12 protein-coding genes and 1 pseudogene are annotated in these 11,185 nt (G+C 48.3%); 6 read left to right on the top strand and 7 right to left on the bottom strand.

Features of this window, described 5'->3' with window-relative positions; all coding sequences use genetic code 11:
- The coding region (locus LDL35_RS05900) for a MarR family transcriptional regulator (RefSeq protein ID WP_304020378.1) at positions 1-417 on the top strand (417 nt) is incomplete at its 5' end.
- Positions 418-465: 48 nt separating this feature from the next.
- Entirely contained in the window at positions 466-1,059 is a 594-nt protein-coding gene (locus LDL35_RS05895; RefSeq protein ID WP_304020377.1) for a hypothetical protein, read from the top strand.
- Here LDL35_RS05895 and LDL35_RS05890 read toward each other — a convergent pair.
- The 3 genes from LDL35_RS05890 to LDL35_RS05880 are packed head-to-tail and all read right to left on the bottom strand — an operon-like array spanning position 1,048 to position 3,087.
- Positions 1,048-1,314, bottom strand: a complete 267-nt coding sequence (locus LDL35_RS05890; RefSeq protein ID WP_304020375.1) for a hypothetical protein — start codon at positions 1,312-1,314, stop codon at positions 1,048-1,050. The genes LDL35_RS05895 and LDL35_RS05890 overlap by 12 nt on opposite strands.
- A complete protein-coding gene (locus LDL35_RS05885; protein WP_304020374.1) occupies positions 1,278-2,201 on the bottom strand; it encodes a hydantoinase/oxoprolinase family protein in 924 nt (307 codons plus the stop codon). The genes LDL35_RS05890 and LDL35_RS05885 overlap by 37 nt, the downstream gene beginning before the upstream one ends.
- Positions 2,188-3,087, bottom strand: a complete 900-nt coding sequence (locus LDL35_RS05880) for an ATP-grasp domain-containing protein (RefSeq protein ID WP_304020372.1) — start codon at positions 3,085-3,087, stop codon at positions 2,188-2,190. Before LDL35_RS05880 ends, LDL35_RS05885 begins: the two co-directional genes overlap by 14 nt.
- A 126-nt stretch (positions 3,088-3,213) precedes the next feature.
- Between LDL35_RS05880 and surE the strand changes: the two genes are divergently transcribed.
- Positions 3,214-4,053: a 5'/3'-nucleotidase SurE gene (gene surE, locus LDL35_RS05875; RefSeq protein ID WP_304020370.1), complete on the top strand. Its 840-nt coding sequence runs from the start codon at positions 3,214-3,216 to the stop codon at positions 4,051-4,053.
- A 50-nt stretch (positions 4,054-4,103) separates the two neighbouring features.
- Positions 4,104-4,805: a ribose-5-phosphate isomerase RpiA gene (gene rpiA / locus LDL35_RS05870; protein ID WP_369694889.1), complete on the top strand. Its 702-nt coding sequence runs from the start codon at positions 4,104-4,106 to the stop codon at positions 4,803-4,805.
- Positions 4,806-5,045: 240 nt separating this feature from the next.
- Here the strand turns inward: rpiA and LDL35_RS05865 are convergent, their stop codons facing one another.
- Positions 5,046-5,606 (bottom strand): TATA-box-binding protein, encoded by a 561-nt coding sequence (locus LDL35_RS05865; RefSeq protein ID WP_011447614.1) that lies wholly within the window; start codon positions 5,604-5,606, stop codon positions 5,046-5,048.
- A gap of 41 nt (positions 5,607-5,647) precedes the next feature.
- Complete coding sequence (gene acs / locus LDL35_RS05860; protein WP_304020366.1) at positions 5,648-7,525, bottom strand: acetate--CoA ligase; 1,878 nt, start codon at positions 7,523-7,525, stop codon at positions 5,648-5,650.
- A gap of 211 nt (positions 7,526-7,736) precedes the next feature.
- Between acs and LDL35_RS05855 the strand changes: the two genes are divergently transcribed.
- A complete protein-coding gene (locus LDL35_RS05855; RefSeq protein WP_304020364.1) occupies positions 7,737-9,803 on the top strand; it encodes an acetate--CoA ligase family protein in 2,067 nt (688 codons plus the stop codon).
- A 102-nt stretch (positions 9,804-9,905) separates the two neighbouring features.
- Here LDL35_RS05855 and LDL35_RS05850 read toward each other — a convergent pair whose 3' ends face one another.
- Positions 9,906-10,196 (bottom strand): DUF3467 domain-containing protein, encoded by a 291-nt coding sequence (locus LDL35_RS05850; RefSeq protein ID WP_304020363.1) that lies wholly within the window; start codon positions 10,194-10,196, stop codon positions 9,906-9,908.
- 31 nt (positions 10,197-10,227) lie between these two features.
- On the opposite strand from LDL35_RS05850, the gene LDL35_RS05845 reads away from it, so the two are divergent.
- Positions 10,228-10,926, top strand: coding sequence for a hypothetical protein (locus tag LDL35_RS05845; RefSeq protein WP_304020361.1), 699 nt, complete (start codon positions 10,228-10,230; stop codon positions 10,924-10,926).
- Here the strand turns inward: LDL35_RS05845 and LDL35_RS05840 are convergent.
- Positions 10,903-11,185: pseudogene (locus LDL35_RS05840) on the bottom strand (DNA polymerase subunit beta); the annotation flags it as partial. The gene LDL35_RS05845 and the pseudogene LDL35_RS05840 sit on opposite strands and share 24 nt — an antisense overlap.

Below are 11,185 nucleotides of genomic sequence, written 5' to 3'. Positions count from 1 at the left end.
TTCAGTCATATCTTACTCAGGTGTACTATGGTGGGCACAAATACACTCCTGCAATTTTCTAAGGGGGAAGAGGAAATTGCAGATTTATTCTGGGACATCGGGCTGAAGAAAAATACTGCCCGGGTCCTGGTTCTAATGATACGGGATGATGATCTGACATCAAGGGAGATAGAACGGATATGTGATCTGCGCCAGCCCGAGGTGAGTATTGCCCTATCCGACCTCATGAAACGGAAATGGGTGAAAGATGTCAGGCACGCCAGGGAAGGAAAAGGCAGACCGACGATGATCTATCACCTCATCAAATCCTTAGACGATATTCTCGAAGAACTGAAAACAGAAATAGTGGGCGACTACGAAGTGAAATTAAAAGAGATTGAAAAAGTCAGGGATCTGCTAAAGGGAAATATATCTTAACCCTTTTCAGACCATTTCACTTTCACCCTGCTTGGATAACGTTTACATATGCCCTCTCGAAAACCTGAAGATATGGCCGGGCGATATGAAACACTCAGGAAAATCAATCAGAATACCTTTTCAGTATACATCGCGCCCGGACGCGATCTCCAGAATGCGCTCATATCAGGGCCGGTCAGAACAGTCCATGGTCCGATCACCTATCTCTTCTTCGGGCATGCAGAACCCCTGCTCTGTCTGCCTCCTGATCAGAAATACCGGATCGACTTTAGAAGAATGGAGGGGATGAGCGGACTTATCGGAGCGATCAGAAGAGATGAATCACATCTTCTTTTTATTCAGTATTCGCGTGAGCATCTTGAGGGGTATGAAAGCAGTATTCCGGTTCTCGCAGAAGAATGCAGAACCCATGCCCGACACACAGCCCCGGTCGTTCTCCTTTCAGTCACTCATGACCATATCATCGAACAACTGGGAATTCAGTCAGACCGGTATATTATCATTACTGACAAAAACCGGAAGACGATAGCGCGGAGAAACAGCACCGCACAAAAAACCCTGAATGACTGCCCCCCGTCACCCGGGTCATTGCATACTCAAAAAGAGATCCACCGGTATGGGCAGCAGCCATTATCGGTGTGAGCGGTCAGTTTTGCGTTCAAGCCTGTTCCCATCATATGGACAATACCGTTCATTCCCGGCCGTCTCCCATCCACAGACCGGACAATAGGAAATCTCACGATCCCTTCCCAGAAGTGGTATCAGGGGAATAAAGAGAAACAGAAAGAAGAACGGATACCCCACAGACCAGAGGAGGAGACTTCCTCCCAGAGATCCTGCCAGGAGAAGGAAGGAGAGGATCAGACGGTTCGTAAACCCGCCTCCCGAACCGCCCATGCCGGCATTGCATCAGAAAGTGACCCCATGTCGCGATTGAGATCATGCGCATCAAGCCATGATGACAGGAGACCTGATCCCACACCCACTGCCAGAATGCGTCTGCATCCATACTGTTCCATTACAGATCTGACTGCCTGTGTGATGCATGCCTGTTCCTCATGCACATATGCCTGCGCTATATAAAGAACATGTTCCGTTCCAACCTCCGCTACATCAGCGCAAACCATCCGTGCCATCCGGCGCAGACAATGATCCCATGACGGACTGCATGAATCAGGGGGTGCTGTCGTATACATCTCCGGGGTTATAAGTCCGGTCAGGACGTGTGCATCTCCTGCGCAGGCGAAATATTCAGTGCTCACCCGGACGTGAGATCCGTCAAGACAGACCTCCCTGATAAGAGATGAAACCGGAGTTCTGAGAAGACCATAGTACACGAGCAATCCGGACTTCAGCCGGGTAAAATCGGTCTGACCTTTTAGGGTATCCCAGGCATTCAGGGGGATGATATCCGTGGTTGTGCTCCCCATATCTACCAAGACCGCATCAGGGTACCGGTCACGGAGGACATCAGCCATCACCAGCCAGTTAGCCGCGGCAAGGTCACTGACAGGCGTTGTATGAAATTGTCCGTCTGTTCCATAGAAGATGGCATGGGGAAAGACATCCCGGACAGCAGTGAAGATAAATTCAATACCGTCCTGCTTTGATGCAAAACAATCGGCCAGTTCGCCACTCATCACAACCGCAGCATTATCTGCCGATGAATACTCCTGTAATATCTCCCTGATTGGCGTCTCTTTCCAGAGTGGGCAGTAGTGAATATGGGCCCCGGCTTCATCCACCACCTTCAGATTTGCCCCGCCGATGTCAACTCCGATCATAGGTAACCTGACCCTCTGAAGAGAAGTATGCATGGCCAATGAGGTGAACTGATTCAGGAGAACGTCCATATGACGCATCCAGGATCACCTGCGCAATATCCTCCTCCATGCATACGTCAATACCAATAATGCTCGTAGTCGGCCGGGGATTTACATCAACAATGACAATCCGGTCAGGGGTGACGACCATATCTATCCCGACATATCCCTGACACCCCAGCACTTCTATCGCCTTTGATGCAAGAGCATACATCTCCTCTTTCTTTGGATGATCGACCGGTGTGTCTCCTCCATGGTAGGCAACCGTTCCATCCTCGTTAAATCTGATATCCTGACGGTTTAATGCAAGGAGCAGGGGGCCTTTTCCGGTATAATAAAGGCAGACCTCACCGACGACCCGGCCACCAACAAGGCTCATGGAATAGTGCTCACCCTCGATATACTCCTGGCCAAACTCTCCTTCACCTGCCGGCCCATCGGTCAGCCTGACTCCGACCGCACCACATCCGGATATCGCTTTGATGATACGTTTTCCTTGTGTGACCTCTTTTGGTACATCAATGCCATGTGATTGTAAAATCTGTCCGGTCCTTTTCTTATTCGCACAGACTGCAATTGAAAATGAGTTACATCCGATATTTCTCGTGACATCCTCAAGATTTTTCGTAAACCTGGCCAGCAGATGATCAGGAGCGATGACAAGCCCTTCATCGCATTGTGCACCAAGACGGGCTATCTCTTCAGAAAAATCCCTGCCCGGTTCAGGACTGTGAACCGTATATCCAATCTTTGTGAAACTGCGGGTCAGTACATCAAGCATGGCGCGACCTTCAGGGGCTAACGTCGGATCATGACTGACGGTATATTCAGCAAGCAGAATATTCATCGCTACTTGTTCGCAGGATCAGAAAAAAAATAATCCGATTCAGGGTAGCTGTGTCTGCTGGTGATATCTGAAATATGGCAGTTTTGATGATCCATTAAGAAGCAGGAGAACTAATAATCCGGATACATGATTTCAGGATCTCCTCCTGACAGTATACCATCACATCACCATTTTTCCTTAAAACGACCCTGTATTCTCCTGACCAATGATGATGGGGTTAATTCTGAGGGATTATGGGCTGCCTATGATGCCCTGTATGAATGGGCTGATGTTGTGGTGTGTGCTCCTGCAACCCAGCAGAGTGCTGTCGGACGGTCACTCTCCATATTTGAACCACTCAGAGTAAACACGGTGAGCCGTGGTGATATTACCGCATATGCAGTCGGCGGAAAACCAACCGATTCGGTCATCCTTGCGCTTTTTGCATTGGGAGTAAAGCCAGATCTTGTTGTGTCAGGGATCAATATTGGTGAAAACCTGTCATATGAGGCCATTACCACATCCGGTACCGTGGGCGCTGCACTGGAGGCGGCAAATCATGGATATCCTGCCGTGGCATTCTCCCTCCAGATTGAAGACCAGAAAGAGAAGTTTGATGATGCACGACACCTCGCAGATCGGTTTTCAGAGTCCAAAGGGGTGGTGCGTGATGTTATCAGAAGGATTCTTGAGAAAGGGTTTCCTTCCTTTACTCATGTCATGAATGTGAATATCCCCTCCATCATCACCGGCGGATATGAGATTACCCATCTTGCCGAACATTTGTTTATTACCGGAGTGGAAAAGAGGCTTGATCCCAGGGGAAAACCCTATTACTGGATCAACGGACCATTGGTTACCGATGCTCCGGAAGGGACTGATGTGCATGCCATCCATAAAGGGAACATCTCTATCACCCCAATCACCCTTGACTGCACCGCATATGCAGGGACCGATGACTTAAAAAGACTGTTTTCATTAGAATAGACTGATATCACTAATTATTTTCCAACACAGAATTCTGGAGAACCATGAATATGAGCGGATTATCCCCCCAGGAACAGGCAAAGAAACGGGCCGGCTACAAGGCTGCTGAGTATATAACCAATGGCATGACGGTCGGTCTTGGAACCGGATCAACCGTTGCCTTCACGATGGCACGACTGAAAGAGCGAATGGTTGAAGAGGGTCTCTCTATCGTCGGGATACCGACATCTATCCAGACAACCATGCGGGCAGGGGCTCTCGGTATCCCCCTCATCGGTCTTGAACAGGCAGAGAAGATTGATATCACGGTCGACGGGGCAGACCAGATAGATCCTGAACTGAGGCTTATCAAGGGTCGGGGAGCTGCTCATGTCAGGGAACGGATAGTAGCCGACGCCTCAACCCGGCTCATCATCGTCGCTGATCCGTCAAAGATATGTTCGCATCTGACCGGACCAATACCAATTGAAATAATCCCGTTTTCATTCAGCCATGTCATTCGCCGGCTCAATGAGATGGGTGGAGCGGTGACGGTCCGGGAAGGGGTAAACAAGGACGGGCCGGTCATATCTGATAACGGGAATATCATCCTTGATTATACGCCGGTCAGCATCCCGGACCCGATGGCTCTTGAGACTGCCATCAACATGATTCCGGGTGTTGTAAGCTGTGGCATTTTTGCTGAATTCACAGAAAAGACGACGGTCATCATCGGGGAAGAGAACGGTCCCCGGATTATCGGATTACCATAAACCGCCTTTTTGGACATACATATTTCAGACAAAGAAAATCTGTCCAGAAAAGCAGAGAATAGAAAAAACAGGGAACCTCTGAATTTTGGAGAGTTCTCCGTGCATTCTCTGTCAATCAGATACCGTATCCATATTGTGACGCTACAATAATCCCCCGGAAAACGGTACTATGTACAATAAATTCTATTGTATATAAAAATATAGAATCTGAATTATAATTTCTGATGAATGGTATCCAGATTATAAAAGCCCAAGCCCTTTCAAATCATCAACGATCTTCAGCACAGCCTTCTTCGCATCCTCAGGCTCCTTGCCGCCGGTGATGATGAGTTTTCCTGATCCAAAGAGCAGGACTACTACTTTTGGATCCTCAAGCCGGTATACAAGGCCTGGGAACTGTTCAGGTTCATACTCAATCCGCTCAAGGTTGAATCCGACTGCAATCTTGTTCAGGTTAATGCCGGATCCAAGGTCGGCGGACGTGACAATGTTCTGGATTTTATATGTCAGTTCGCTTGCTATCTCGATGTTCAGGGAACGCAGCAGATCGCCCAGTATCTCAAGTCCTTTATTGAGACTCTCAACACTTTTTGCTCCGGTCAGTACCACTTTTCCGGATCCGAATACCAATGCCGCTATCTTCGGGTTCTGCATCCGGATAACAACACCCGGGAACCGCTTTTTGTTGTATTCCGCATCCTTTATGCTGGATGCAATCTGGGGGAGGTCCAGGGATTCTGATATCTTCGCTGAAGCCACGATATTTTCTATCCGGAGCGAAGTATCTGGAGTTGCAGACATGGTTATATATCTATTAAAACAGTATATAAAGAGTTGGATGATTATTCATCCAGGGTAGATATATCACCAGGATCCATACCCATTTCTTTTGCTTTTAATACCCGCCGCATGATCTTTCCACTTCGGGTTTTGGGGAGGCTATCAACAAAATCAAGCTCTGCAGGGACTGATATCGGTCCAAGCATGATACGGACGTGATATTTCAGGTCGTGGATAAGTTTCTGGGTTGGTTCCACTCCATTGCGCAGGATAACAAATGCCTTGATAATATTTCCTTTCAGAGGATCCGGTTTTCCAATTGCAGCCGCTTCTGCAACAGCACTATGTGAAACCAGCGCACTTTCAATCTCAGCAGTTCCGACATTGTGACCTGCGACAATGATGATGTCATCTGATCTGCCAAGGAGCATGATGTAGCCATCTTCATCCATGACCGCCAGATCATTACTGCTGTAATATCCGTATTTTCCAAAGCTCCAGTACTGGCGGTACCGCTCATCATTCTGATAGACCGTCTTCATCATGGAAGGCCAGGGTTCCTTGATGGCAAGATATCCGGTGGTTCCTGGTGGAATAGGATCTCCTTCTTCATTAACGACGGTGGCAATTACACCAGGTATTGGCTTTCCTGCAAATCCTGGTTTCATCGGGAGGCCGACCATCGTTGTGACCATATGCATACCGGTCTCGGTCTGCCACCAGGTGTCAAGAATGGGGCACTTGTTCTTTCCGATGTGTTTGTAAAACCATTCAAATGCTTCAGGATTGAGCGGTTCACCTACAGAGCCCAGGAGCCGGAGGGAAGAGAGATCATATTTATCAGGCCACTCTTCTCCCATCCGCATGAACATCCGGATCGCCGTCGGTGCGGTATAAAAGATGGTAACTCCGTAATCCTCGATGAGTTTCCACCATATCCCGGCATCAGGGTAATCAGGGGTGTACTCAGAGAGGAAAATCGTCCCGCCGACCAGGAGCGGGCCATAGATACCATAGGTATGTCCGGTGATCCAGCCGGGATCTGCCGTGCACCAGTACACGTCATTCTCACGAAGGGTCAGAACATATTTTGTCGTGTAGTAGGCACCGACCATGTATCCGCCCGCTGCATGCACAATACCTTTCGGGGCTCCGGTGGTTCCTGAGGTATAGAGAATAAAGAGAGGGTCTTCAGAGTTTACAGGGACCGGCTCACAATACCGGTCTGCCTGTGCAATGAGTTCTTCATAGTCCAGTTCAAACTCATCAAGAAGACCTACCTTTGGTTCCTGGGTTCGCAGGATGATTACGCGTTCAACGGTCGGAGCATTGATCAGGGCCTCTTCGACGATCGGCTTTAAGGGTATGCTGCCTCCACGCCGCACGGATGCATCTGCAGTAATGACGATTTTTGCTCCTGCACCGGTGATACGCTCATTTAAGGCTTTTGCTCCATACCCGGCAAAGACTACGGTATGGACTGCTCCAATCCGGGCGCAGGCAAGCATGGACACAACAAGTTCAGGAATGCCAGGAAGATAGATACAGACCCGGTCACCCTTCCGGACCCCCAGGGACTTGAGGGCATTGCCCATCCGCATGACATCCTTATAGAGCTGATAATAGGTGAATATCCGTTCCCGGCCATTTTCACCTGCCCAGAATATGGCGACCTTGTTTCTCCGGTCATTATTGACATGCCGCTCGAGGCAGTTATAGGTGATATTTAATTCAGCGCCGGTGAACCAGCTCGCGTAGGGATGGTTCCATACCTTGACATTATCCCATTGTTTGAACCAGAGGAGATCTGATGCGATCCTGCGCCAGAATGCATCAGGGTCTTTTTCAAATTCATGATATAACTCATTATAATCGTGAATGAGCGCTGAATCCCGGTAACACGGGTCAGGATAGTATACTTTTTGTTCAGGCTTGTGCAACTCTTCGGCTGAGATAATTATTCACCCCAATTATCATTATTTATCATGGACAATTCCTTAAATTCTTTATTATTTTCTTGAAATTTCATTGATCGACAGATACGGTTGTTTTATATGGGTTGGTGGCTCACATCGTAAGTGCAGAATTTGACGAATCATCATACGTCATTTGTTGAAGTCGGAATATCCGGCATGACATCAGAGGTTATACATGACAGAATGGATGCTCAGTGAATCTGAAGGATATGATCTGCTTTCAAAATATGGGATTCCAACCCCGAAGTACCGGATTGTTACCCGGGCGGAAGACGCAGGATCAGCAGCAGAAGCGATTGGTTTTCCGGTCGTGATGAAGATCATCTCACCGGATATCGTTCATAAGAGTGATGCCGGGGGTGTGATTGTCGGTATTGGAACAAAAGAAGCAGCCCAGTCCGCATTTAACCAGATTGTAGCAAATGCCCGTGCCTATAACCAGAATGCCGACATTCATGGAGTAATCGTCGAGAACCAGGCAGCTCCCGGTCTTGAACTTATCATCGGAGGAAAGACTGACCCTACTTTTGGAAAGGTCATCACCTTTGGTATCGGGGGTACCCTTGTTGAACTGATGAAGGATGTCACCCTTCGTATCCTTCCGATTGACGAGGATGAGATCAGGAAGATGGTCACGGATATCGACTCTTACCCGCTCATCACCGGGTACCGCGGTTCCAAACCCAAGGATGAGGAGTGCCTTATTCAGATCATCAAGAACGTATGCAAGATGTTTGAGGATCAAAAGGACCTGCGAGAGTTTGATATCAACCCGATCAGGTTATATGATTCAGGTGCCTGTGCGGTTGATGCCCGCATCATCATGGACAATGACATCCATCTTCTTGATGTTGTCGAACTTGAACCGGTTCCACCGGAATATTTCAAGCCAAAGTCTGTAGCGGTTATTGGTGCTTCTGACGACAAGAACAAGATGGGATATGCGGTCATGCATAACCTGCTCCATTTCCCTGGAAAAGTCTACCCAATTAACAATAAGCGTGACACCATTCAGGGTCTGAAAGCCTACCCCACCGTTCTTGATATTCCTGATGATGAGATAGACCTTGCTGTCATCACGGTCCCTGCCCGACACGTCCCCGGTGTCATGGAGGAGTGTGGAAAGAAGGGAGTCAAGATTGCGGTTGTCATCACCGCCGGATTTAAGGAGATGAGTGAGGAAGGCCGGATGCTTGAGGAACGTATCGTTGAGATTGCGCACCGGTACGGGACCCGGATCGTCGGACCAAACTGTCTCGGACTTATCATCCCACCGATCGGACTTGACACAACCTATGTTGCCCAGTCACCAAATCCAGGGAACATTGCCTTTATCTCACAGAGTGGTGCTATCGTCAACACCGTTGTTGACTGGTCCCTTACCAAGGATATCGGGTTCTCATTTGTGGTATCTGTCGGAAACCAGGCTGATCTGAACTTCTTTGACTATCTCAGGGCCGCCGCAGCAGACCCGGAGACAAAGGTCATCATCATGTATATTGAGCAGATCAAGAACGGAAAAGCCTTCATGGAGATTGTGAGCGAGGTATCCAGGCATAAACCGGTTGTTGCGCTCAAGGCCGGGTCATCTGCCCGTGGTCAGGCAGCAGCTGCATCACATACCGGGTCTTTGTCCGGATCCTATGATGTCTATGTTGAGGCATTCAGAAAATCCGGTGTCCTGCTGGTTCACACCCTGACCGGTGCTTTCCTTGCAGCAGAGATGCTCTCTCACCCGAAGCGGTATCCAAAAGGTCGCCGTGCAATTGTTGTCACCAACGCAGGAGGATTTGCGGTGCTCTCATCTGACTATACCGAGCGGTACGGTATCAAGATGATTGACCTGCCTGATTACCTGGTCAAAGAGATGGATTCATTTCTTCCTGAGTTCTGGAACCGTGGAAACCCAATTGATCTGCTCGGGGACGCAACTGAGGCACGGTTTGAAAAGACCTTTGAAGTGCTTGCAAAGAACGATGCACTCTGGGACATGTGCTTTATCGTCGGGTTCCCAAACAACATCCTCTCATCCGAACAACTGGCAAATCAGATACTCAAATTCTCAAAGTCCACTGATAAGAGAATTATTCCAACACTCCTCGGAGGAGCATCGATGGATCGTGGCCGGCACATCCTTCATTCACACAGTATCCCAAGCTTTGAAGAACTGGATATGATGTACCGGGTTGTCGGAAGACTGCTGTACCAAATCTACCGGGTGAAAGCACAGGGAGTATACTAATCTCCCCAAAACCTTCCTGGGACTGCAAGTTTACCTGAATGCAATAAAATAGAAAGAAGAGACCGGATTTAGGGATTTTCCTGAAATTTTCAGAAGATATTTTTATGAATATCCGGTCATTGCAGTAACGTTCTGCTGCTTATCCTGGGGAGCTTCCAGGGTCCTGAACTTTTGTTCATATTCACCGACGGTCCGCTGGAGAACAGCGAGGAGATTTTTCGCATGGTTTGGACTGATACTGACAACGGCCTTTCCCCGTGCCTGGTTGATCCCCGGTATCTGATGCAGAAAAATGAACGTAAATTCATCTTCCTTATAAGCTATCTGGATCATATTACTGTAGACCGGCTCTACATTTTGTGGTATAGTAACCTGAATTTCATTTGATGCCATCTCTCACTTGTTTGACGCCTGTTCCAATAAAATGACCGAACCGTGCTATTCCAAAAATCCGGATAATGGTATTGCAATATCATCTATTATCAGAGCATTTCATTGTCCACGGCAGTATTTCTTTTACAAAGATATTCCCTCAAAACCTGCAATAGAGTACAGTATTTGTAAACTGGTCTCATGCGCAGAGGAGAGTGCGACCGAAGAGGAACTCTGGAAGACACTTCATTTGATACATCCAGAGATATCAGAAGACAAAAGGAATTTTCTCAGGGATTGTCTCATGGCAATGGAACATGCTCCGGTCAGACCATGGACAGAGACTGATATTGTTGTCAGGTCAGAGCGGGCAGGAATTCATGGGCTCCTTGATAAATATCATGCACAAACCGGTGAATATACCCTGACGCGGTGTACAACGGCACCAAAAAACGGGTGCTGGGCTGAGGATGCAATCAGAACTGCAGCCCTTCTGCTCTGCATTGAAGAGCCCGGTGCTGTGAAAACACCAGGCATGTATATTGAATACGTCCGGTCAGGTATTATCAGATATTATGAACCAACACCAAAAGACCGGAGAAGGGTACTCCATCTGATTCAACAGGTAAAAGAGATAGAGGATGGTGAGTTCCCCCACAAACCCCTGAATCCGCCATGTTCACGATGCAGGTTTTCAGACCGGTGTGCACAGAATGCACCACGACGGTTATCCTTCCTGTTCAAGAAGTGACAGGGATCTGATATACTCTCCCTTCGCTTCCCTGGTTGTCCCGACCACCAGCCAGTGCTCATTTCCATGCTTTTCAATAATTCCCTGTGCCTGGAGCAGTTCTCCGGCAAACGCCTGGCCGGTGTACGTGTGCGTGAACGAAAGAACCCGGGAGATGTCAGGGTGATCAATTTCATACACTGCCGGACTGTCAAATGCAAACTGATCATCGGTTACCATAGCCTCAATGACCCGTTTTCCAAGGATACTCCCTTTCTCC

The sequence above is a fragment of the Methanospirillum hungatei genome (assembly GCF_020216685.1).
In the GTDB taxonomy this organism is placed as follows: Archaea; Halobacteriota; Methanomicrobia; order Methanomicrobiales; family Methanospirillaceae; genus Methanospirillum; species Methanospirillum hungatei_B.
The sequence above is the reverse complement of the archived record's forward strand: the minus strand, read 5'-3'. Positions and strand labels throughout refer to the sequence as shown.

Coding starts and splice junctions, on each gene's coding strand:
- LDL35_RS05895 (WP_304020377.1), top strand. CDS start 466: ATGCCCTCTCGAAAACCTGAAGATATGGCCGGGCGATATGAAACACTC.
- LDL35_RS05890 (WP_304020375.1), bottom strand. CDS start 1,314: ATGGGCGGTTCGGGAGGCGGGTTTACGAACCGTCTGATCCTCTCCTTC.
- LDL35_RS05885 (WP_304020374.1), bottom strand. CDS start 2,201: ATGATCGGAGTTGACATCGGCGGGGCAAATCTGAAGGTGGTGGATGAA.
- LDL35_RS05880 (WP_304020372.1), bottom strand. CDS start 3,087: ATGAATATTCTGCTTGCTGAATATACCGTCAGTCATGATCCGACGTTA.
- surE (WP_304020370.1), top strand. CDS start 3,214: ATGATTTCAGGATCTCCTCCTGACAGTATACCATCACATCACCATTTT.
- rpiA (WP_369694889.1), top strand. CDS start 4,104: ATGAGCGGATTATCCCCCCAGGAACAGGCAAAGAAACGGGCCGGCTAC.
- LDL35_RS05865 (WP_011447614.1), bottom strand. CDS start 5,606: ATGTCTGCAACTCCAGATACTTCGCTCCGGATAGAAAATATCGTGGCT.
- LDL35_RS05855 (WP_304020364.1), top strand. CDS start 7,737: ATGACAGAATGGATGCTCAGTGAATCTGAAGGATATGATCTGCTTTCA.
- LDL35_RS05850 (WP_304020363.1), bottom strand. CDS start 10,196: ATGGCATCAAATGAAATTCAGGTTACTATACCACAAAATGTAGAGCCG.
- LDL35_RS05845 (WP_304020361.1), top strand. CDS start 10,228: ATGACCGAACCGTGCTATTCCAAAAATCCGGATAATGGTATTGCAATA.